This is a genomic window from Rhizobacter sp. P2_H3 (assembly GCF_056403355.1).
Window position 1 is genome coordinate 1 of record NZ_JBFUFQ010000094.1, and the last position, 21,288, is coordinate 21,288.

Sequence of the window (21,288 nt, forward strand, 5' to 3'; positions counted from 1 at the left end):
CGGCCCGCCGGGACCGCCCGGGCCCCCGGGGCCGGCCATCGCGCCAGCGGGTGCCGCGGCCGGCCGGTGGGTGAGGTACCAGGCGAGGCCGCCCAGCAGGGCCAGGCCGATGACCGCGATCAGCGTGCCCAGCCAGCGCCGGCGCGGGGCGGCAGGGAGGGCGGGCGTGGCGGCGTCTTTCGGCGTGTGGTCCATGGGCATGGGCAAAGGCAGTGAGGGGGTACGTCGGCGATGGGCGACTGTGCCACGCGCCGAGGCGCGCAGGTCAATCGGCGGCTGGGTGCCTCGGCACGTGGCGTGCCTGCATTCCAACCGGCCAACGTTGCCGGTGTATTGCTGCCTTGTGCCCGGGTGTCAACCCGGGGCCCCGGACTGGCGTCCGGGCTACATGCCGGCGTAGTTGGGGCCGCCGCCGCCTTCGGGCGCGACCCACACGATGTTCTGCGTCGGGTCCTTGATGTCGCAGGTCTTGCAGTGCACGCAGTTCTGCGCGTTGATCTGCAGGCGGTCCTGGCCGGCTTCGGTCTTCACGAACTCGTAGACGCCGGCCGGGCAGTAGCGGGCCTCGGGGCCGGCGTACTTCGCGAGGTTGATGCCCACCGGCACCGCGGCGTCCTTCAACGTCAGGTGCGCCGGCTGGTTCTCGCCGTGGTTGGTGTTGCTGATGAACACGCTGGAGAGCTTGTCGAAGGTCAGCTTGCCGTCGGGCTTCGGGTAGTCGATCCTCGGGCACTCGGCGGCCGGCTTCAGGCGGGCGTTGTCGGGCACGGTGCTGTGGATCGTCCACGGCGGTGCCTTGAAGCCGAGCTTGGGCAGCAGCCACAGCTCGATGCCGTTCATGATCGACGACAGGAACAGGCCCTTCTTCATCCACTGCTTGGTGTTGCGCGAGGCCTGCAGCTCTTCGTAGAGCCAGYTCTTCTCGAAGGCCTGCGGGTAGGCGCTGAGCTCATCGTGCTGGCGGCCGGCGGTGACGGCGGCGAAGGCGGCCTCGGCGGCCAGCATGCCGGTCTTGATCGCGGCGTGGCTGCCCTTGATGCGCGAGAAGTTCAGGAAGCCGGCCTCGCAGCCGACCAGCGCGCCGCCGGGGAACACGAACTTCGGCAGGCTCATCAGCCCGCCGCAGGTGATCGCGCGGGCACCGTAGCCGATGCGCTTGCCGCCTTCGAGGCAGGCGCGGATCGCGGGGTGCGTCTTCCAGCGCTGCATTTCCTCGAACGGGCTGAGCCAGGGGTTGCTGTACTCCAGGCCGGTGATGAAGCCGAGCGTGACCTTGTTGTCTTCCATGTGGTACAGGAAGCCGCCGCCGTAGGTGCTGTTGTCCATCGGCCAGCCGAGCGAGTGGATCACCTGGCCGGGCTTGGCCTTGGCGGGGTCGATCTCCCACAGCTCCTTGATGCCGAGCGCGTAGGTCTGCGGATCGCGGCCGTCGTCGAGCTTGAAGCGCGCGATCAGCTGGCGGCCGAGCTGGCCGCGGGCGCCTTCGGCGAACACCGTGTACTTGGCGTGCAGCTCCATGCCGAGCTGGAATTCGCCGGTGGGCTCGCCGTCCTTGCCGATGCCGAGGTTGCCGGTGGCGACGCCCTTGACCGAGCCGTCGTCGTTGTAGAGGACTTCGGCGGCGGCGAAGCCGGGGAAGATCTCGACGCCGAGCGCCTCGGCCTGCTGGCCGAGCCAGCGCACGACGCTGCCGAGGCTGATGATGTAGTTGCCGGCGTTGTGCAGGCTGCCGGGGATCAGGAACTGCGGCGTGCGCAGCGTGCCGGTCTGGCTGAGGAACAGCATCTCGTCATGGGCGACGGGCTGGTTCAGCGGGGCGCCGAGTTCCTTCCAGTTGGGGAAGAGTTCGGTGAGGGCGCGAGGGTCCATGATGGCGCCGCTGAGGATGTGGGCGCCGGGTTCGGAACCCTTCTCGAGCACGACGACCGAGATCTCCTTGCCCTGTGAGGCCGCCAGCTGCTTGAGCTTGATCGCGGTCGCCAAGCCGCCGGGGCCACCCCCGACGACCACGACGTCGTACTCCATGGATTCGCGCGGGCCATGTTGCTCGAGGATGGCTTCGGGGGTCATGTCGGTCCTTGTGTCCTGGGCGCTGCGCGGCAGGCAGCGCTTGTCTCGGTGGCGCGCATTGTATCGATGCTGAGCGCTAAAAAGAACGATCGTTCTTTTTTGGCATTGCCGGGGTTTCGCCCCGGCGGGCGAGTCACTTTGGCTTCGCCGAAGCTTCGCTTTCATTTGAGCCCAAATGAAAGTAACCAAAGCAAAGAGCTTCAATACAAAACCATACGGTTCGTTCTGGCCCGCTTCGGACAACACTGCCACTTCGGCTGCACATCCTCCTTCATTGGGATTGTTGACCGTTCTTCTCCACACGCCTCGCTCGCTTCGCATCGCATCGGCCCCATCGAGGCGATGCGAGCTGGACAGTCACCGTCCGCCGAACGGAACCCCGGTCAGCACATCCGCATGCGCCCGCGGTGCAGACCGCCCGTATTGCGGCGGCGGCGGCACTTGCCCACCCAGCTCCGCCGCTGCATGCCACACCCACCGAGGGTTCCAGAGCATCCCGCGCGCCAATGCCACCATGTCGGCATCGCCATCCACCAGGATCTGCTCGGCCTGCGACGGTTCGGTGATCAGGCCGACCGCCATCGTCGGCAGGCCGGTGGCCTCCTTGATGGCGCGTGCAAACGGCACCTGATACCCAGCGCCCAGCTTGATCTGCTGCTGCGACGTGATGCCGCCCGACGACACATCGATGAAATCGCAGCGGCGTGCCTTCAAGGCCTTCGCGAACTCCACCGTCTGCGGCAGCGTCCAGCTCGGCGCTTCGCTGTGCTCCATCCAGTCCGTCGCCGACACGCGCACGCCCAGCGGCTTGTGCGCCGGCCATACCGCCCGCACCGCATCGAACACTGCCAGCGGCAGGCGCATCCGGTTCTCCAGGCTGCCACCCCACGCATCAGTGCGCTGGTTGCTGATCGGCGACAGGAACTGGTGCATCAGGTAGCCGTGCGCGCAGTGCAGCTCGATCACGTCCAGGCCCAGCCGCTGCGAGCGCTCGGCCGCCTTCGTGAACTGCGCGATCACCGTGCGGATGTCGTCCTCGCTCATCGCGTGCGGCGGCGCCTCTTCCGGTCGCTGGCGCACCGCCGATGGCGCCCACGGCGTCCAGCCGCCGTTCTGCGGGGGGATCAACTGCCCACCCTTCCACGGCGGGGCGCTCGAGGCCTTGCGGCCGGCATGCGCCAGCTGGATGCCGATCGCGCCCTTGGCATGCGGGCGGATCGCCGCCAGCACCCGCGCCAGCGCGGCTTCGTTCTCGTCGCTCCACAGCCCCAGGCAGTCCGGCGTGATGCGGCCCTCGGGGCTCACGCCCGTGGCCTCGATCAGCGTCAGCGCGGCACCACCCTGCGTCATCGCGCCCAGGTGCATCACGTGCCAGTCGGTGGCCGACCCGTCGACCGCCGAGTACTGGCACATCGGCGCGACGATCACGCGGTTGGAGAGCTCGAGCTCGCGCAGCGCGAGCGGACGGAACAAGGTGGGATTCATCGGACTCCTGCAGACGGTTGAAGCACGGTGGCTTCGTGCTATCTTGCCCCACAGCCTTGGCCGCCGCTGACCCCGGGTCTTTGACGTTGGGTCGGCGGCGTGCCGCCACATCGAACAAGTCAAGGAGCCAGAACATGAGCTACAGCATCGATCTCTCCGGCCGCGTCGCGCTGGTCACCGGTGCCTCCAGCGGACTGGGTACCCAGTTCGCGAAGACCCTCGCGAAAGCAGGCGCCGCCGTCGTGCTCGCCGGCCGCCGCGTCGAACGCCTCAAAACCCTGCGCGCCGAGATCGAGGCCGGCGGCGGCGACGCCCACGTCGTCAAGCTCGACGTGACCGACCACGACAGCATCAAGGCCGCCATCGCCCACGCCGAGACCGAAATGGGCACCCTCGACATCCTCGTCAACAACTCCGGCGTCAGCACCACGCAGAAGCTCACCGACGTGACGCCCGACGACTACGACTACGTGATGGACACCAACACCAAGGGCTCGTTCTTCGTCGCCCAGGAGGTGGCCAAGCGCATGCTGGCGCGCGCCAAGGGCGCCGCACCCGGCACCTTCACCGGCGGGCGCATCGTCAACATCGCGTCGATGGCCGGCCTCAAGGTGCTCGGCCAGATCGGCGTCTACTGCATGAGCAAATCGGCCGTCATCCACATGACCCGCGCGATGGCCCTCGAATGGGGCCGCTACGGCATCAACGTCAACGCGATCTGCCCCGGCTACATCGACACCGAGATCAACCACCACCACTGGAAGACCGAGCAGGGCAAGAAACTCATCGACATGATGCCGCGCAAGCGCATCGGCCAGCCGCAAGACCTCGACGCCGTGCTGATGATGCTGTGCGCCAACGAGAGCCACTTCGTCAACGGCGCCGTGATCCAGGCCGACGACGGGTTCGCGGTGTGAGTTTGCGGCCCCTCACCCTGCTGGAGGCCCGCGCGCTCGGCGTGCTGATCGAGAAGGCCAGCACCGTGCCCGACAGCTACCCGCTGTCGCTGAACGCGCTGGCCTCCGGCTGCAACCAGAAGACCGCCCGCGATCCGGTGATGAACGCGACCGATGCCGAGGTGCAGTCGGCCGTCGACGCGCTGAAGGCCCTGCACCTGGCCTTCGAGTCCAGCGGCTCGCGCGTCAGCCGCTACGAGCACAACCTCGGCCGCGCGCTCGCGCTGCCGTCGCAATCGGTTGCGCTGCTCGCGGTGCTGATGCTGCGCGGCCCGCAGACGGCCTCCGAACTGCGCGCCAACTGCGAGCGGCTGCACCGCTTCGCCGACACCTCGTCGGTCGAGGCTTTCCTCGACGAGCTGGCCACGCGCGCCGACGAGAAGGGCGGCCCGCTGGTGGTCAAGCTGCCGCGCGCGCCCGGTGCCCGCGAGGCGCGCTGGACGCACCTGCTGAGCGGCACGGTCGACATCTCGGCCATGCCGGTGGCGTCGAGCGACGAGGATTTCGTCGCCACCAGCGAGCTGGCGGCACTGAAAGCACAGCAGCTGAGCCTGAAGCGCGAGGTCGACGAACTGCGCGCGCTGGTCGAGCGGCTCTACGAGGAGCTGGGCGTCCGCAGATCGGAGTGACGTGCCGGATCGAATGACGAACTGAGCGGAGTCTCATGGGCGGAGCGAGGAAGTGGTGCCTCAGGCTGGTGGCCGTGATGGGCCTGGCCGCTGCGTTCATCCTGCCGGCCACGGCCCAGCCGCAGCTGCCATCCCCCACGCTGCGCCTCACCGATGCCGAGCGCGCGTGGGTGGCCCGGCACCCGGTGGTGCGCGTCGGCACCTCGCCCGGCCTGCCGCCGTATTTCACGTTCGGTGCCAATGCCGAGCGGCCGCAGGGCTACGTGATCGAGCTGATGGACCTGCTGGCCGAGCGCAGCGGGCTGCGCTTCGACTACCAGCGCTCGCCCAGCCAGGCCGTGCTGCTGGAGACGCTGGCGCGCGGCGAACTCGACGCGGCGGCCTTCACGCCCGCACCGGCCGACGGCGAGGGTGCCTTCCTGCACACCCGGCCGATGCTCGGCGCGAACATGGTGCTGGCGGTGCGGCGCGACATCTCCGACGTGTCGCCCGCCACCGAGTTCGGCGGCTACCGCGTGGCCGTCGAGGCGGCCTCGGCGGCCGACGGCCTGCTGGTGTCGCGCTTTCCCGGCGCGCAGGTGCAGCGCTACGACAGCGCCGAAGCCGCGCTGCGCGCGGTGGCCTCGGGCGATGCCGACCTCTACATCGGCTACCGCCACGTCGCGGTGCACTACATCGAGAAGAACCTGCTGGCCAACGTGCAGGTGCGCGGCGGCTTCGGCCCCGGGCTGACGGCGCTCGGCCCGGCCGTGCGGCGCGACCTGCCGCTGCTGCACGCGGTGCTCGACAAGGCGATGGCCTCGGTCACGCAGAGCGAACAGGCGCAGCTGGCGCGGCGCTGGCTGCCCGACGATGGCGACGGCATGCCGCACAGCGTGATGCTGACCGACGCCGAGCGCCGCTGGGTCGATGCGCATGGCCGCATCCGGGTCGGCTACGACGCCGCCTTCGCGCCGATCACGCTGCGCAACGACCTGACGCAGCTGCGCGGGCTGGGTGCCGACTTCATCCGGCTGTCCGCCGGCAAGGTGGGCGTGACGATCGAGAGCGAGATCGGCGGCAGCTTCGCCGAGATGTACCAGCGCGGCATGAAGGGCGACATCGACGTGCTGGTCGGTGCCGCGCGAACCATGCAGCGCCGGCAGGATTTCGATTTCGTCGGCCCGTTCCTGCGCGTGCCCACCGGCATCGTCACGCGCAGCCCCGACGGGCCGCTGGTGACTCGCCTGGGCGAGGTCGGCCACATGCGCATGGCCTTGCTGCAGGACCACTTCCTGATCCCGCAGCTGAGCAGCCGCTACCCGGCCATCCAGCTGATCACGTTCCCGACGCAGGAGGGCGCGCTGCAGGCGGTCGCCGACGGCCGGGCGGATCTCGCGATCGGCAACCTGAAGGTGGTCAACCAGCTGATCAACGACGGCCTGACCGGCCGCGTGCGCGTGACCGGCACGCTGAGCGATGCCGACAGCGAGCTGTACTTCGCGGTGCGGCGCGAGCTGCCGGAGCTCTCGCACCTGTTGCGCAAGGGGCTGGATGCGGTGAGCGCGGCCGAGGTGTCGGACATCGAACGCCGCTGGCTGCTGGGCAGCGGCACGCTGAGCATGAGCCGCGAGCAGGCGGTGCGGCTGGGGGCGGTGCTGCTGGCGACACTGCTGGTGCTGCTGACCTGGTTGCTGCTGCTGCGGCGCGGCAACCGGCGGCTGCGGCAGGCGCGGCAGATCGAGCGCGATGCGCGGCGGCTGGCCGAAGAGAGCACCGCGGCGCGCGGCCGCTTCATCAGCTACCTGACGCACGAGCTGCGCGGCACGATCGGCGCCATCGGCACCGGCGCGCAGATGCTGAAGGACGACCTGCCGCCCGAGCGCCGGCAGCGGCTGGCCGATGCGATCAGCGAATCGGCCGAGGGTTTTCGCAGCTTGCTGGAGACGACGCTGCAGTACGAGCAGCAGTTGGAGCGCCGCGTCGAGCTGCAGCTGGCGCCGACCGAGTTCGCGGCGCTGTGGCAGCAGATGATCGCGCCGCTGGAGCTGAGCGCGCAGGGCAAGGGCCTGGGCTTCCGCGCGACGCTGGAGGCCGACGGCGCGGCACGCGTGCTGATCGATGCGCAGCGGCTGCGGCAGGTCGTCAACAACCTGGTGGGCAACGCGATCAAGTTCACCAGCGAAGGCGAGGTGACGGTGCAGGGACGGCTGAAGGGCGAGGGCACGGCGGTGCAGCTGGAGCTCGACGTGTGCGACACGGGGCCGGGGCTGACCGAAGAGGACCGGCTGCGCCTGTTCCAGCCGTATGCGCAGGGCGTGCAGGGGCAGAAGCTGCGGCAGGGCGCGGGCCTCGGGCTCGCGATCACGCGGCAGATCGTCGAGGCGATGGGTGGGCGGATCAGCGCCGAGGCGGCACCGGGGGGCGGGGCGGTGTTCCGGGTCAGCGCGACGGTGGTGTCGGCTTGATGTACTGCGCCTGAGGGTTGTATCCGTCAGACACCCCACGAGAACGCTTGTTTACATCGTGGAATTGAAATTCCACACATGATGCCGCCGGAACGAATGTTCACCCAACATCGCAAGGAGGCGGCGCCATGGAACTCAGGACGATCTTGAAGACCCCGCGAGTGAAGCCGCTGCTGCGGCTTGCATCGGGGACACCGTTGGCCTTCATGGCGGCGCTCGCGCTGTCGGCCGCACCGGCCTGGGCTGCCACCACCACGCTCGTCGGCAAGGCCAGCGGCCGTTGCATGGATGTCAGCGGCAACAGCACGACGGCGGGCGCCGCCATCCAGATCTACGACTGCCACGGGGGCGCCAACCAGAAGTGGGAGTTCACCGCCTCGGGTGAGCTGCGCACCTTCGGCGGCACCCGCTGCCTCGATGCCAAGGGCCAGGGCACCACGAACGGCACGCGGGTCACCTCGTACACCTGCAACGGCCAGGCCAACCAGCAGTGGCGCTACAACGCCAACGGCACCATCACGGGTTCGCAGTCCGGCCTGTGCCTCGACGTCGTCGATGCCAGCAACGCGCAGCGGGCCGCCGTGCAACTCTGGGCCTGCCACGGCAGGGGCAACCAGGTGTGGAACCGCAGCGATGGCGGCAGCAACGACGCGCAGGCGCCGTCGATCCCCGGCAACCTGAAGGTCGCCAACCTGCAATGCCGCTCGGTCACGTTGTCGTGGTCGGCCTCGACCGACAACGTCGGCGTCGCGTTCTACGACATCTACCACGATGGCCAGGCCATGGCCTCGGTGAGCGGCAGCACGCTCAGCACCACGCTCACGCTGAACCCGGGCGCGCAGTGGGGCTTGTACGTGAACGCCCGCGATGCGGCGGGCAACGTCTCGCAGGCCAGCACCACGCTGCCCATCACCGTGCCGCAGTGCAGTGCCGACACCGAAGCGCCCACCATGCCCGGCGGCCTCACCGGCTCGGTGGCAGGCACCGCCGCCACGCTGCGCTGGAGCGCCTCCACCGACAACGTCGCGGTGAGCGCCTACGACGTCTGGCGCGACGATGCCAAGGTGGGCTCCACCTCGAACCTCAGCTACACCGACAGCGGTCTCGCGGCCAACACCACCTACCGCTATGCCGTGGCCGCGCGCGATGCGCAGGGCAACGTGTCGCAGCGCACCACCAGCATCAGCCTGACGACCGGCAGCTCGTGCAGCAATCCGGTGTGTTCGGTGAGCCAGGTGACGACCGACACCGACATCCCGTGGGGCCTGGTCGCGCTGCCCGATGGCAGCGTGCTCTACAGCCGCCGCGATGCACAGGACATCGTGCGACTGAACCCGGCCACCGGCGCGAAGACCACCGCCGGCAAGATCCCGAACGTGTCGGGCACCGACGGCGAGGGCGGCCTGATGGGGCTCGCGGTGACGCCGGCCTTCCCGGCCACCGACCCGTGGCTCTACGTGATGCACACGACGGCCACCGACAACCGCGTGATCCGCCTGAAGTACGTCAACGGCACGCTGGACACGTCGACCCTGCAGGTGCTGCTGAGCGGCATCCTGCGCAACAAGTACCACAACGGCGGCCGCCTGCGCTTCGGGCCCGACGGCAAGCTCTACGTGGCCACCGGCGATGCGCAGAACGGCGCCAACGCGCAGAACACCAGCGGCCTGAACGGCAAGGTGCTGCGCCTGAACCCGGACGGCACGCGGCCCACCGACAACCCGTTCGGCAACTACGTGTGGAGCTACGGCCACCGCAACCCGCAGGGCCTGGCCTTCGATGCGCAGGGCCGGCTGTGGGAGCAGGAGTTCGGCGACAGCACGATGGACGAGACCAACCTGATCCAGAAGGGCGGCAACTACGGCTGGCCCGACTGCGAGGGCACCTTGTCGCGCAGCGGCAGCGGCTGCGCCACCTCGGGCTACATCGCGCCCAGGCACACCTACCCGACGGCCGACGGCTCGTGCAGCGRCATCGCGATCGTGCGCGGCGTGCTGTACGTGGCCTGCCAGCGCGGCACCCGCGTGTACCGCGAAGTCATCAGCGGCGACAGCCTGACCAACGTGCAGGAACTCTTCCGCGGCACCTACGGCCGCATCCGTACGGTGGAGCCCTCGGTCGACGGCAACCTGTGGATGAGCACCACCAACAACGGCGACAAGGACAGCACCGCCAACAACAGCGACGAGAAGATCTTCAAGGTGATCCTCGGCAACTGAGGGAGGGGCGGCGTGTCACCGCGCGGGCGTCACGCCGCCAGCAGCTTGTAGATCAGCTCTGGCGTCGTTGCCGCGCCGTACTTGCGCATCAGCCGCGCGCGGTACACATCGACGGTGCGCGGGCTGATGCCCAGCCGCTTGCCGATCAGCTTGCTGGTGAGCCCCTCGATCAGCAGCGCGGCGATCTCGCGCTCGCGGGCCGTCAGCTCGGCCTTCAGGCGGCGGCGCGACGACAGGTCCTCGAAGCTCCAGATGCCGGCCGCATGCGGTTGCGCCGGGTCGAGCGCGCGGCCCGACACATGGCACCAGAACAGCTCGCCGCGCTGCGGGCCGTCGACGCGCTTCATCACGCGCTCGTCGGCGTACCAGCCGTTCGCATCGAGCGCGGCGACGATGCGCTCGCCGGTGCGCTCGAACTCCTCGTGCGTCGGGTACAGCATCTCGAACGACTGCCCGACCAGCTGATCGCGCGCCGCACCGAACATCGCGAGCACCTGCTGGTTGCAGTCGACCATCAGCCGGTTGCGCGACAGCACCAAGCCGACGGGGGCGAGGTCGAAGGCGGTGCGGTAGTCGAGGGTGGGCATGGTGGCGAAAGTCACTGCGTCGAGGCGCATGTTACGAGCTGCACCCTTCTATGATCGGCGGGAGGCGCGGCGAGGTCGCGCGCAGGGAGTGGCGATGGCAGGCGCGAGAGTACCGGCGACAGGGCATATCGTGAGCACGGCGGGCGCGACAGGCACCAGCATCGTGGGCAGCACGCTGTACGTCAACAAGGTGGGCAGCGATGGCTGGCTGCAGGCCAAGGCGGACAGCGGCGGGCTCGTGCCGCTGGCCAAGTACACCAAGCTGATCGCGACGCGCACCGACAGCGGCCGCACCTTCTTCAAGGTGCTGGACGGCCCGAGCATCGGCAAGGTGCTGAGCCTGGGCGACGCGAATGCCAAGGAGTACCTCGGCACGAAGGCGCCGGTGCCTTCGCTGGCGCAGATCGTCGTCACCTACGGCCGCTACGTCGAGGACTGGTACTCGCCGGTGCGCAAGCAGAACTTCCAGCAGCAACTCGCCACGCTGGAAGTCGGCAGCATCAAGATCCAGGTGACGATGAACTCCGACTGGAGCGGCAGGTTCTACCCGCTGCCCGCCGGCGACTACACCGTGCTGCTGCCCGATGCGCCGCACAACAAGGACATGACGCGCTACTACCGCGAAGGGGCGCCGAACCTCAAGTACGACCAGGTCTGGTTCCCGATCAAGTACGGCGACAACAGCCGCTATGTGCACGTCGGCAATGTCTCGGACGGCTGCGTCACCGTGGTCGACCTGGATCGCTGGAACGACGTTCACGAAGCCCTGGTCAGCCATCGCGGGCCGGACGGGCTCAGCGTGGCCCGGCTCACCGTCCGGGGCACGCCGGAGAAGGCTCGATGAAGGCCTCGATGCGGCGTTGGGTGCTGTGTGCGGCGGCGCTGGCCGGCACGGCGAGCATGCCGCTGGTCGTCTCTGCGGACGGCCCGCCGATCTCCGCGGAAGCGGCACGTGCACTGGCGAACATCGAAGCGGATCGCGGCAAGCGCACGGCCGAAGACCGGCGCGCCGCCGAGCGATTGACGGTGGAGGGCGATCGCGCGTACCGCAAGCAGGACTACGACGCCGCGTACCGGGCCTACTTCAATGCCTACCCCAACTTCCCGACCGCGTACGCCTACCTGCTGGCCGGCGATGCCCGGTGGCGATCGGCAGTGCAGTTCCAGGAGCGCCGCGCCGGGCAGCCCGCACCCGATGGGTCGACCTGCCTCGAAGCTGGCCATCGGTTCGCGCGCGAGCTGACGATGGACCTGGCGAACCACTACGAAGTCGGCCTCGCACTGGCGCAGCGCGACAGCGCATTCCGGCGCAAGTATCCCGACCTGGCCGGCCGGGCGCGCGGGGCCGCATCGTGCCTGCAGGCGGTGGCGGCGCAGGCCGAGACGGCGCCGCCTCACTCGTGCGTCGACATCCCGCGGCTGCGTGCCTGCCTGGGCGAGCCGCTGCTCAAGTGAGGCAGCGGCTATACGCCGAACACGGTCAGCAGTTGATCCAAGGTCGGGACGCGAGCGCGTGCCGCATCCAGCACGGCGCGCGGAAAATGTCTGATGTAGACGGTCGGATCATGGGCCGGCAAGCCGAGCAGTCRCTCGAACTCACGCTTGTGTTCCGGGCTGCGGCGTTCTGCGGCGCGTCCCACGATGTCCAGCAACCAAGCTTCGCAGCATGGCTCCGACTCGACGACCTGGATCGATTTCGCCCTGGCCTTCTTGCGCACCGCGTCGCTCCATCCTTCATCCGTGTCCAGCAAGGCGGCGCAAAGATCGTAGGCGGCATTGGCGCTGGCGCGGATCGCGCACTCGACCACGTGGCCTGCACCCTTGCCATGGGCATTCTTGATGGTGACGCTGAAGCCCTGGCCGCCTTGGGTGTAGAGCCTGCGCAGGTGGCGCAGCAGCACCTCCTCCGCGTCGCCTTCGCCCATCAACAGTGCTGTTCGACGAACGGTGCGAACCACCGGGCGCGAGCCCGTCTTGCGTTTGGCCATCAGAGCTGCGGAACCGCGCCCAGTGCGCCCGCCATGTACTTGGCGTAGAGGTTGTCGTCCGAGCGCAGGCCCTTGATGGAATCGCCGCGGTAGGCCTGGCTGACGCAATCGCGCTTTTCAACGAACAGCATCTGGGCCTTGCTCAGGATCGTCAGCACGTGAGGGGCATGCAGGCTGAAGAGCAGCTGGGCCTGGTGAGGGTTCGTCACCGGGCTCGCGAAAAGAGACAGCAAGGGCTCGAGCATGTGCGGATGCAGGTCGGCATCCAGTTCATCGATCAACGCAACGCCACCGGTGTTCAGCAAGGGAAGCAGGCGTGACAGGAGAACGAAGGCCGCCTGCGTGCCGCTCGACTCCTGGTGGAAATTCAATCGATGAAGCTGGCCATCGGGCTTGGCATGCACGCCGAACGGCAACCACTGCTCCGACTTGCTTCCATCCACCGGGTCTGTCTGTTCGAAGCGGAGCAACTCCACGTCGGCCAAGCCCAGGTCCCAGTCCTGGACCAGCGACGACATCTGCAGGTAGAGCCGTTGCTCGGAAGCGAAGACCCGGGCTGCCGATGTCAGCTGGGCCGAGTCGAACAGCCTCCGTCCCAGTGCATCGATGTTCGTGATGAGATTGAAGCCGGCGACATGTTCAGCCAGTTCCACGCCATATTGGCGTGCCGTGGAGACCAGGGAGGCATTCGGGCGTACCTTGGCAGCTTCTGCGGCCGGCATGCCGAAGCCCTGTTGCCTGACCTTGTAGCCGTCCTGTGCATCCAGCTCGCGGGTGAACACATAGTTGAAGCGGGTCTGCTTGCGATACAGCGCCTCGAAGATCACCCGCCGGGAGGTGGCGTGAAGCTCGTAGCGCCAGAGTGCACCATCGACGTCCTCTGCTTCCACCTCGATTTCCGTGGGCTCCGATTCGTGAGCGAAGTGAGGTTCGAGCGAGATCGGATCGTCCGGCTTGGACTGGAAGGAATGGGCCATGAACCAGGCAGCGAAGACGAGTGGCTTCAGCACCCTCGTCTTGCCCGCGCCGTTGGCGCCCATCACGCCAAGAGCCGTGCTCAGTCGCTGGCCGCCCTTCGAGGTGACTTCCCAGCCCCGGAATGCCGCCTTGTCGCTCAGCTTCAGCGACACCTCGGTGCGCTCGGCGAAGCTCTCGAAATTCTTGAAGGCGTAGGTGTGCAACATGGCTTTCTGCCTCTGCAAAAGCCAATACTGCCATGATTCAACATTATTCTGTTGAAAAGTTGTTTTATGGGGGCTGAATGCTCACCCTGGTTTGATTTGCACCGCGACCCCGCCCAGCACCGCATTCCCCGACAGCGGATCCCGCAGCGCATCGTCCAGCACCGCGTTGAGGTTCGCGCCGGGCCGTTCCGCGGCCACCGCGAGGCGGACCCCCGGCAGCGCATGGCCCCAACCGTGTGGCAGGCTGATCACGCCGGGCATCACCTCGTCGCTGACCTCCACCTGCACGTCGATCGACTGATCCCGCGCACCGGCGATGCGCGCCTGCCCGCCGTGCTGCAGGCCCCAGCGGGCGGCGTCCTCCGGGTGGACCAGCGCGGTGCAGCGGAACGGGCCCTTCGCGAGCGTCGGCAGGTTGTGCATCCAGCTGTTGTTCGAGCGCACCTGGCGGCGGCCGATGATCACCGCGTCGGCGGGGGCGATCCGCGCATCGGCGGCCACGCGCTGCAGGTCGTCGAGCAGGCGCTGCGGCGCGAGCTCGATGCAGCCCGACGGCGTGCGCAGCAGCTCGGGCAGGCGCGGCGCCAACGGGCCCAGGTCGATGCCGTGCGGTGCCGCCTTCAGCCTGTCGAGCGTCAGGCCCTCGGGCTGGCGGCCGAAGCCGTCGCCGAACGGCCCGCTGCGCAAGGCCAGGTCGAGCAGCCGCTCCGGGCCGCGGTGCGCCGACAGCGCCTGCAGCACCGCATCGGCCTGGTCGCCGGCGAGCTTGCGCACGTCGTCGGCCACCAGGGCGTCGTCGAGGGCCGCGATGTCGGCCTGGGCGCCGCGGCCTTGCACCAGCGCGGCGAGCCGCAGCAGCGTTTCCCACTCGGCTGGCGCGCCCGCCGGCGGCGGCAGCACGGCCGGGCTGTAGCGCGCATGGTTGCGCACGCTGAACTGCGGGAACGCGACGTCGTAGTGCGTGTCCTCCAGCGGCGACAGCCCGGGCAGGATCACGTCGGCATGGCGCGTCGTCTCGTTCAGGTAGATGTCCAGGCTCAGCATGAAGTCGAGCCCCTCCAGCGCCTTCGCCAGCCGCGCGCCGTTCGGTGCCGACAGGACAGGGTTGCTCGCGATCGTGATCAGCGCCTTCACCTGGCCCGCACCCGGCGTCTCGATCTCCTCGGCCAGGCAGGTCATCGGCAGCTCGCCGTACACCTCCGGCGCACCGCTGACGCGGCTGTGGTGCCTGCCCGTCACGATGCCGCGCCCGCGGCCCGGCGTGCCGGCCGTGTTGGCCGCGAAGGCCGCCGCCTGCGGGAACATCGCGCCGCCGGGTTCATCGAGGTGGCCGGTCAGGATGTTCAGCACGTCGATCAGCCACGAGCAGGTGGTCCCATAGGCCTGCACGCAGGTGCCGAGCCGGCCGTAGACGCAGCCGCGCCCGGCCGCGGCGAGTTCGCGCGCGAGGCTGCGGATCACGCTCGCATCGATCCCGCAGCGCGGCGCCATCGCGTCGGCAGCGAACGGCCGCACCGCATCGCGCAGCGCCTCCACCCCCACCAGGTGCGGCTGCAGGCGCCCGAGCCTCACCAGCCCCTCGGCGAACAGCGTGTGCACCATCCCGAGCAGCAGGAACACGTCGCCCCCCGGGCGGATGAAGTGGTGCGCATCGGCGAGCGCGRCTGTCTCGGTGCGCCGCGGGTCGATCACCACCAGCCGGCCGCCGCGCGCCTTCATCGCGCGCGCCTTGCCGCGGAAATCCGGCACCGTCCACAGGCTGCCGTTGCTGGCCATCGGGTTCGCACCCAGCACCAGCAGGAAGTCGCAGCGCTCGATGTCGGGCACCGCCATCGACAGCCAGTGGCCGTACATCAGCCCGTTCGACAGCTGCTTGGGCATCTGGTCGAGCGTCGAGGCCGAGAAGAAATTGTGCGTGCCCAGCGCCTTCAGCAGCCGCGGCATGTACAGCAGCAGGCCCATCTTGTGCGCCGACGGGTTGCCCAGCGTCAGCGCGACGCTGTCCTTGCCGTGCGCCTCGCGCAGCGGCAACAGGCGGCGCTCGATCTCGGCGAAGGCCTCGTCCCAGCTCGCCTCGACGAAGCGCGCGCCGCGCCGGATCAGCGGCGTGCGCAGCCGGTCCGGGTCCTCGTGCAGGTCCTTCAGCGCGACACCCTTCGGGCACAGGAAGCCGGCGCTGAACACGTCGGCCGCGTCGCCGCGGATGGTGCCGATGCGTCCGTCGTCGTCGACCTRCACCTCGAGGCCGCAGCAGGCCTCGCACAGCGGACAGATGCGCAGCGCGGTTCTTGAGCTCATCGTCGTCTCCTGGATGCGGATCGTGGCCGCCGTACCACCTTTATGCGCCGTTCGGGCTCGCCTGTCCGTCACCGAGGCGACGCAGCAACTGCGCGGTCTCGGCATCGGCCGGGAAGAAGGTCTCCAGCGCCAGCTCCGACAGCGTGATGTCCACCGGCGTACCGAACACCGTCGTCGTGCTGATGAACGACAGCACGCCCACCGAGCTGCGGATCTGCAGCGGCACCGCGACTGCGCTCCAGTCGTCGCCGCCGGGCGGGCTGTCGTCGCCGGGGTAGCCCTGCAGCTCGTCGAGCAGCGCCGCGAGCACCGGATCGCCGCTCGCGTGCACCTGCGTGCGCAGCCGTGCGAACAGGTGGGTGCGCCAGGCGTTCAGGTTGACGATCTTCGGCGCCACGCCGTCCGGGTGCAGGCTCAGCCGCAGCACGTTGACCGGTGGCACGAGCAGGTGCGGCGCGACGCCGTCGAGCAGCAGTGCCATCGGCCGGTTGTGCGCCAGCAGGTTCCAGTGCCGGTCGACGGCCAGCGCAGGGTGCGGCTCGTGCGCCCGCAGCACCAGCTCGACGGCGTCGCGCGCGGCCTTCAGCGCCGGGTCGTCGAGCATGCGCTCGCGGTACAGCGGCGCAAAGCCGGCGGCGGTCAGCAGCGTGTTGCGCTCGCGCAGCGGCACCTCCAGCGCCTCGGCCAGGTGCAGCACCATCGCGCGGCTCGGCGCCGCGCGGCCGGTTTCGACGTAGCTCAGGTGGCGGGTGGAGATGTCGGCGTCGCTGGCCAGGTCGAGCTGGCTCAGGCGGCGGCGCTGCCGCCATTCGCGCAGCAGGGCGCCGACCGGCGTCATGCGGGAACCGCCTTGCGCTCGACGATGCGCGGCAGCCGCACCACCGCGCGCAAGCCGCGCGGCTGCACCGGCTGCAGCTCGACGGTGCCGGTGTGGCGCTCGACGATCTCCTTGACGATCGCGAGGCCCAGCCCGCAGCCGTTGCCCTCGTGCGTCGCACGGGCGAAGCGGTCGAACACCCGCTCGCGGTCGGCCTCGGCGATGCCCGGGCCGTTGTCCTCGACCTCCAGCACCGCCTGGCTGTCCTGGGCCGACAGCCGCACCGTGACGACGCTGCCGTCGCCGGCATAGCGGATCGCGTTGTCGACCAGGTTGATCAGCGATTCGCGCAGCAGCAAGGCATTGCCGTGGATCTCGATCGGTTTCTCGTCGCCTTCGTCGAGTCCGAGGTCGACGCCCGCATGCCGGCCGCGCGGCACCAGTTCGGCCGTCACCTCGCTCGCGAGCCGCCGCAGGTCGACGCGCGTGCGGCCCTGCGCTGCCGCCGATTCGGGCTCGGCGCGCGCCAGCGTCAGCAGCTGGTTGATCAGGTGCGCGCTGCGTGTCGCGCTCTCGTGCACGCGGCGCAGCCGCGCCTGCAGCGCCGGGTTGTCGGTCTCGGTCAGCGCGAGCTCGGTCTGGCTCTTCAAGCCGGCCAGCGGCGTGCGCAACTGGTGCGCCGCATCGCTGATGAAGCGCTTCTGCACCGACACGTTCTCATGCACCTGGGCCARCAGGCTGTTCAGCGCCTTCACCAGCGCACGCACTTCCTCGGGCGCGGCCTCCAGCTTGATCGGCGCCAGGTCGTTCGGCGCGCGGTCTTCCACCTCGGCGCGCAGCCGGGCCAGCGGTGCGAGGCCGGTGCGGATGCCGCCCCAGACGATCACCGACATCAGCGCCACCAGCCCCGACAGCGGCAGCGCGGTGTCGACCAGGATCTGGCGCGCGAGCTCCTCGCCGCTCGCGCGGCTGCGCGCCACCTGCACCAGCATGCGCTGCGGCGCGGTCTCGTCGCCGAACGACAGGTACATCGCCGCGACGCGGATGCCCAGCTGGTTCGACTTCTCCTTCATGCTGCCGTTGTAGAAGTAGGTCTCGCCGAGGCGCGCGTCGGTGACGGGCGGCGGCGGCAGCTTGTTGTTGCCGAGGATGAACTCGCCGGGCGGCGTGCTGACCATGTAGTAGACGCGGTCGTCCGGGTCGGCCTCGATGATGTCCTGTGCGGCGCGCGGGAAATCGATGAACAGGCCGTTGCCGATCGGCTTGACCTGGCGCGCGAGCGCGCGGGTTGCGGTCTTCAGCGCGGCGTCGATCGCGCGGTTGGCATAGCGGTCGGCGACGTTGTAGGTCACGTAGGCGGCGGCCAGCCACAGCACTAGCTGCGGCAGCAGCAGCCACAGCAGCAGGTGACGGTGCAGCGAGCGGGTGCCCGGCGTCACGCCGGGCATGCGGCGCAGGGCCAGCTTGAACGGGGAGAGCATTGGAATCAGGACGGCGCTTCGGCTTCCAGCAGGTAGCCGAGCCCGCGCACGGTGCGGATGGCCAGGCCCGAGCCGTCGAGCTTGCGCCGCAGCCGGTGGATGTAGACCTCGATCGAGCCGGCGTTCGCATCGCCGCGCTCCACCGCCCAGGCTTCGGCGATCTGTTCCTTGGTCACGACCTTGTCACGCTGCGTGAGCAGCAGGTCCATCAKCATCCATTCGCGCGGCGACAGCTCCATCGCCTCGTTGCCGATCGCGGCGCGCCGGGTGTCGCGGTCGAAGCTCAGCCGCCCCATCTCCTGCGCCGACGCGGTGGCCGCGCTGCGGGTGCGGCGCAGCAGCGCGCGGATGCGGGCCTCCAGCTCGGGGAAGTCGAACGGCTTGGTCAGGTAGTCGTCGGCGCCCGCGTTCAGCCCGGCGACGCGGTGGTCGAGCCCGTCGAGCGCGGTCAGCACCAGCATCGGCAGCGTCGGCCGGGCGGCACGCACGCGCTTGAGCACCGTCAGGCCGTCGACCAGCGGCAGGCCCAGGTCGAGCACGCCGAGATCGAACTGCTGGCGCAGCAGCAGGTATTCGGCGACGGCGCCGTTCGGGGCCACGTCGACCTCGAAGCCGGCCAGTGCCAGGTTGGCGCTGAGGGCATCGGCAAGGATGGCGTCGTCTTCGGCAAGCAGCAACTTCATGTGCGAAGCTTAGCGACTTCAGTGGCGAATCCGCATCGCCGGATACCCGAACGGCTTGCGGTGCTGGCACACTGTGCCGAATTCGATTCCGCCCCGGTGGCCCGCATGCACGACCACGCCGCACTGATCCAACGCTTCTACGAAGGCTTCTGCCGCCGCGACTGGTCCGCGATGGGCAGTTGCTACCACCGCGAGATCCACTTCACCGATCCGGTGTTCGACCTGCACGGCGCCGATGCGGGGATGATGTGGCGCATGCTCTGCACCAACGGGCGCGACCTGCGGCTCGAGTACACCGGCATCCAGGCCGACGACCAGAACGGCTCGGCGCACTGGGAGGCGAACTACACGTTCTCGGCCACCGGGCGCAAGGTGCTGAACATCATCGACGCGAGCTTCGAGTTCCGCGACGGGCTGATCGTGCGCCATGTCGACCAGTTCGATTTCTGGGCCTGGTCGCGGCAGGCACTCGGCGCGCCGGGTTGGGCGCTCGGGTGGTCGGGGCTGCTGCAGAACAAGATCAAGGCCAAGGCGGCTTTCAATCTCGCTCAGTTCAAGGCGAAGAACCCCGCCTGAACTACGCCATCCCGCCGTTGATCGAGATCACCTGCCCGGTGATGTAGCCGGCCTCGTCCCCCGCGAGGAACCCCACCAGCGCCGCCACCTCGTCCGCCGTGCCGGCCCGCTTGGCCGGCACCAGCTGGCCGATCGCCTTGTCGTCGAAGGCCTGCGCCGTCATGCGCGACGCGATGATGCCCGGCGCCACCGCGTTCACCGTGATGCCGCGGCTCGCCAGCTCCAGCGACAAGGCCTTGGTCGCGCTGTTCAACGCCCCCTTGGCCGCCGCATAGTTCGTCTGCCCGCGGTTGCCCATCACGCCGGCCACCGACGACAGGTTGATCACCCGGCCCCAGCGCGTGCGGATCATCGGCATCACCAGCGGCTGCGTCACGTTGAAGAAGCCGTGCAGCGACACGTCGATCACGCGGTGCCACTGTTCCTCGCGCATCGCCGGGAACACCGCATCGTCGTGCAGCCCGGCGTTGTTGACGATCACCTGGATCGCGCCGATCTCGGCCAGCGGCAGCAGCGCCGCCTCGCAGGCCGCGCGATCGGTCACGTCGAAGCAGACCGCCTCGGCCGAGCCGCCCGCGGCGTTCAGCTGCAGCGCCAGCAATTCGACCGCCTCGGGCCGCGAGTTGGCATGCAGGATCACATGGAAGCCGCCGCGCGCCAGCCGGCGCGCGATCGCGCTGCCGAGGTCGCCGCTGGCACCGGTGACGAGTGCGCGCCGCAGGGAAGGGGTGTCGCTCATGGTGTCTCTCCAGGATGGAGCACGACCGCGGCCCGCCCGTCGGCCACCGGCGTGCCGGCATGCTGCACGCGGAACGCGTAGAGCAGCTGGTGCGCATCGCCGGCCACGCGTTCGGCGACGACGTCGAGCGCGCCGGGCAGGTCGTGCAGGTGCAAGCGGTGGCAGCGCACGCCGCGCGCGCTCGCGAGGAAGCCCGGCGCGGCCGGCGCGCCGGTCGATTGCGCGAGCAGCGCGCCATGCAGCGCCATCGCCTGCGCCGCGTACTCGATCGCCGCGGTGGCGAGCAGGCCCGACGCGGTGCGCAGCGGGTGGTCGGCGGCATGGTGGCCGGTGGCGCGGCAGCGGATGCTGTGCGCATCCCAGGCCAGCAGGCCGTCGAGCAGGCACATCGACCCGGCGTGCGGGATCAGTGCGGCGATCCCGGCCTGGTCGAGCAGCAGGGCCTCGTCATTCATCACGAGCGGTGGATGTCCACCCGCAGCGACAGGCCGGGCTGGCAGTCCAGCACGACGCGGCCTGCTTCGCCGCGCGCGATCAGTTCGAGCAGCGGCAGCGCGCGTGCCGCGGGGATCTGCTGGCGCAGCGCCTCGAGCGCCGCATCACGGCATGGCGTCGGCGGCTGCGGCGCCTGTGCCGCGATCACCAGCCGCGCCACCGCGCCATCGCCGATCGGCCGCAGCACCAGCGCGACGCCCAGGCTGTCGGGCAGCGGCCGCGTGGCATGCAGCGGCTCGGGGTAGGGCGTGTCGCTCGCGACCAGCAGCACCGGCTGCGACGGCTCGCCATGCAGCTGCCCGGCCGCTTCGATCAGCCCGGCCGCGAAGCTGGTGTCGAAGCCGCACAGGCTGGTCGACGCGGCCCGGCCGGTGACGGCGATGTGCCAGTAGCCCGCCGCGGCGTTGTGCACCGAGTTCGTGAAGCGCGTCGGCGACACCAGCCGGTCGTTGCCGGCCAGCGCCTCGCACAGCGCATGGCAGTTCGCGCCATCGCCGCTCGACGAGGCGAACACCGTGGCGGCGAGTGCCGGGTCGATGCCGCCGTGCCGGCAGGCCTCGTCGGCGACGGCCAGCGCGATCTTGATCGCCGCTCCCGCGCGGCGCCGCTCGGCGGCCGGCAGGCGGGCCGGCGG

Annotated in this window: 19 protein-coding genes and 1 pseudogene; 7 read left to right on the forward strand and 13 right to left on the reverse strand. The window is 69.6% G+C overall.

Annotated features, from left to right (window positions below; all coding sequences use genetic code 11):
* From AC1D1T_RS17700 to AC1D1T_RS17710, 3 genes and pseudogenes are all read right to left on the reverse strand, one after another.
* Positions 1-201, reverse strand: a pseudogene (locus AC1D1T_RS17700) (efflux transporter periplasmic adaptor subunit); the annotation flags it as partial.
* Between the two features lie 183 nt (positions 202-384).
* The gene (locus AC1D1T_RS17705; protein ID WP_477992235.1) at positions 385-2,070 is read right to left on the reverse strand and encodes an electron transfer flavoprotein-ubiquinone oxidoreductase; all 1,686 of its coding nucleotides are present in this window, start codon (positions 2,068-2,070) and stop codon (positions 385-387) included.
* 357 nt (positions 2,071-2,427) lie between these two features.
* Entirely contained in the window at positions 2,428-3,555 is a 1,128-nt protein-coding gene (locus AC1D1T_RS17710) for an NADH:flavin oxidoreductase/NADH oxidase (protein WP_477845131.1), read from the reverse strand.
* A 134-nt stretch (positions 3,556-3,689) separates the two neighbouring features.
* On the opposite strand from AC1D1T_RS17710, the gene AC1D1T_RS17715 reads away from it, so the two are divergent.
* The 4 genes from AC1D1T_RS17715 to AC1D1T_RS17730 all read left to right on the forward strand — a co-directional run bounded on the left by AC1D1T_RS17715 (position 3,690) and on the right by AC1D1T_RS17730 (position 9,806).
* Positions 3,690-4,472 carry an SDR family oxidoreductase gene (locus AC1D1T_RS17715; protein WP_465112456.1) on the forward strand — a complete coding sequence of 261 codons (783 nt, stop codon included), beginning with the start codon at positions 3,690-3,692 and terminating at the stop codon, positions 4,470-4,472.
* Entirely contained in the window at positions 4,469-5,140 is a 672-nt protein-coding gene (locus tag AC1D1T_RS17720; protein WP_047511735.1) for a YceH family protein, read from the forward strand. Before AC1D1T_RS17715 ends, AC1D1T_RS17720 begins: the two co-directional genes overlap by 4 nt.
* A gap of 35 nt (positions 5,141-5,175) precedes the next feature.
* Complete coding sequence (locus tag AC1D1T_RS17725; protein WP_465112458.1) at positions 5,176-7,587, forward strand: transporter substrate-binding domain-containing protein; 2,412 nt, start codon at positions 5,176-5,178, stop codon at positions 7,585-7,587.
* A 146-nt stretch (positions 7,588-7,733) separates the two neighbouring features.
* A complete protein-coding gene (locus AC1D1T_RS17730) occupies positions 7,734-9,806 on the forward strand; it encodes a PQQ-dependent sugar dehydrogenase (protein WP_477992236.1) in 2,073 nt (690 codons plus the stop codon).
* A gap of 29 nt (positions 9,807-9,835) precedes the next feature.
* Here AC1D1T_RS17730 and AC1D1T_RS17735 read toward each other — a convergent pair whose 3' ends face one another.
* Entirely contained in the window at positions 9,836-10,393 is a 558-nt protein-coding gene (locus AC1D1T_RS17735; protein ID WP_047512364.1) for a helix-turn-helix transcriptional regulator, read from the reverse strand.
* Positions 10,394-10,523: 130 nt separating this feature from the next.
* On the opposite strand from AC1D1T_RS17735, the gene AC1D1T_RS17740 reads away from it, so the two are divergent.
* Together AC1D1T_RS17740 and AC1D1T_RS17745 are read left to right on the forward strand one after the other, a co-directional pair.
* A complete protein-coding gene (locus AC1D1T_RS17740) occupies positions 10,524-11,237 on the forward strand; it encodes a hypothetical protein (RefSeq protein ID WP_047511740.1) in 714 nt (237 codons plus the stop codon).
* Positions 11,234-11,848, forward strand: a complete 615-nt coding sequence (locus AC1D1T_RS17745) for a hypothetical protein (RefSeq protein WP_477828353.1) — start codon at positions 11,234-11,236, stop codon at positions 11,846-11,848. Before AC1D1T_RS17740 ends, AC1D1T_RS17745 begins: the two co-directional genes overlap by 4 nt.
* Before the next feature lie 8 nt (positions 11,849-11,856).
* Here the strand turns inward: AC1D1T_RS17745 and AC1D1T_RS17750 are convergent, their stop codons facing one another.
* The 6 genes from AC1D1T_RS17750 to AC1D1T_RS17775 all read right to left on the reverse strand — a co-directional run bounded on the left by AC1D1T_RS17750 (position 11,857) and on the right by AC1D1T_RS17775 (position 18,844).
* Positions 11,857-12,381, reverse strand: coding sequence for a hypothetical protein (locus tag AC1D1T_RS17750; RefSeq protein ID WP_477992237.1), 525 nt, complete (start codon positions 12,379-12,381; stop codon positions 11,857-11,859).
* Positions 12,381-13,565 (reverse strand): AAA family ATPase, encoded by a 1,185-nt coding sequence (locus AC1D1T_RS17755; RefSeq protein ID WP_477841629.1) that lies wholly within the window; start codon positions 13,563-13,565, stop codon positions 12,381-12,383. The genes AC1D1T_RS17750 and AC1D1T_RS17755 overlap by 1 nt, the downstream gene beginning before the upstream one ends.
* Before the next feature lie 81 nt (positions 13,566-13,646).
* Positions 13,647-15,863, reverse strand: a complete 2,217-nt coding sequence (locus AC1D1T_RS17760) for a molybdopterin-dependent oxidoreductase (protein WP_477992238.1) — start codon at positions 15,861-15,863, stop codon at positions 13,647-13,649.
* A gap of 40 nt (positions 15,864-15,903) precedes the next feature.
* The gene (locus AC1D1T_RS17765; protein WP_465112462.1) at positions 15,904-16,701 is read right to left on the reverse strand and encodes a helix-turn-helix domain-containing protein; all 798 of its coding nucleotides are present in this window, start codon (positions 16,699-16,701) and stop codon (positions 15,904-15,906) included.
* Positions 16,698-18,161 (reverse strand): sensor histidine kinase, encoded by a 1,464-nt coding sequence (locus tag AC1D1T_RS17770; protein ID WP_052213074.1) that lies wholly within the window; start codon positions 18,159-18,161, stop codon positions 16,698-16,700. Before AC1D1T_RS17770 ends, AC1D1T_RS17765 begins: the two co-directional genes overlap by 4 nt.
* Positions 18,162-18,166: 5 nt before the next feature.
* Complete coding sequence (locus tag AC1D1T_RS17775) at positions 18,167-18,844, reverse strand: response regulator transcription factor (protein WP_477992239.1); 678 nt, start codon at positions 18,842-18,844, stop codon at positions 18,167-18,169.
* A 105-nt stretch (positions 18,845-18,949) separates the two neighbouring features.
* Here AC1D1T_RS17775 and AC1D1T_RS17780 point away from each other — a divergent pair, with 105 nt between their 5' ends.
* Positions 18,950-19,420 (forward strand): nuclear transport factor 2 family protein, encoded by a 471-nt coding sequence (locus AC1D1T_RS17780; RefSeq protein ID WP_465112463.1) that lies wholly within the window; start codon positions 18,950-18,952, stop codon positions 19,418-19,420.
* Between the two features lies 1 nt (position 19,421).
* Here the strand turns inward: AC1D1T_RS17780 and fabG are convergent, their stop codons facing one another.
* The 3 genes from fabG to AC1D1T_RS17795 form a co-directional block, all read right to left on the reverse strand.
* On the reverse strand, positions 19,422-20,159 hold the full coding sequence (gene fabG / locus AC1D1T_RS17785; RefSeq protein ID WP_465112464.1) for a 3-oxoacyl-ACP reductase FabG: 738 nt from the start codon (positions 20,157-20,159) through the stop codon (positions 19,422-19,424).
* Entirely contained in the window at positions 20,156-20,614 is a 459-nt protein-coding gene (locus tag AC1D1T_RS17790; RefSeq protein ID WP_465112465.1) for a hotdog family protein, read from the reverse strand. Before AC1D1T_RS17790 ends, fabG begins: the two co-directional genes overlap by 4 nt.
* A partial coding sequence (locus AC1D1T_RS17795; RefSeq protein WP_477992240.1) for a beta-ketoacyl synthase chain length factor occupies positions 20,614-21,288 on the reverse strand: 675 nt, incomplete at its 5' end. The genes AC1D1T_RS17795 and AC1D1T_RS17790, both read right to left, overlap by 1 nt.

What these genes read in the sequence shown, in the direction of transcription:
- fabG (WP_465112464.1), bottom strand. Translation starts at nt 20,159, where the DNA reads ATGAGCGACACCCCTTCCCTGCGGCGCGCACTCGTCACCGGTGCCAGC.
- AC1D1T_RS17780 (WP_465112463.1), top strand. Translation starts at nt 18,950, where the DNA reads ATGCACGACCACGCCGCACTGATCCAACGCTTCTACGAAGGCTTCTGC.
- AC1D1T_RS17765 (WP_465112462.1), bottom strand. Translation starts at nt 16,701, where the DNA reads ATGACGCCGGTCGGCGCCCTGCTGCGCGAATGGCGGCAGCGCCGCCGC.
- AC1D1T_RS17755 (WP_477841629.1), bottom strand. Translation starts at nt 13,565, where the DNA reads ATGTTGCACACCTACGCCTTCAAGAATTTCGAGAGCTTCGCCGAGCGC.
- AC1D1T_RS17745 (WP_477828353.1), top strand. Translation starts at nt 11,234, where the DNA reads ATGAAGGCCTCGATGCGGCGTTGGGTGCTGTGTGCGGCGGCGCTGGCC.
- AC1D1T_RS17735 (WP_047512364.1), bottom strand. Translation starts at nt 10,393, where the DNA reads ATGCCCACCCTCGACTACCGCACCGCCTTCGACCTCGCCCCCGTCGGC.
- AC1D1T_RS17710 (WP_477845131.1), bottom strand. Translation starts at nt 3,555, where the DNA reads ATGAATCCCACCTTGTTCCGTCCGCTCGCGCTGCGCGAGCTCGAGCTC.
- AC1D1T_RS17725 (WP_465112458.1), top strand. Translation starts at nt 5,176, where the DNA reads ATGGGCGGAGCGAGGAAGTGGTGCCTCAGGCTGGTGGCCGTGATGGGC.
- AC1D1T_RS17715 (WP_465112456.1), top strand. Translation starts at nt 3,690, where the DNA reads ATGAGCTACAGCATCGATCTCTCCGGCCGCGTCGCGCTGGTCACCGGT.
- AC1D1T_RS17790 (WP_465112465.1), bottom strand. Translation starts at nt 20,614, where the DNA reads ATGAATGACGAGGCCCTGCTGCTCGACCAGGCCGGGATCGCCGCACTG.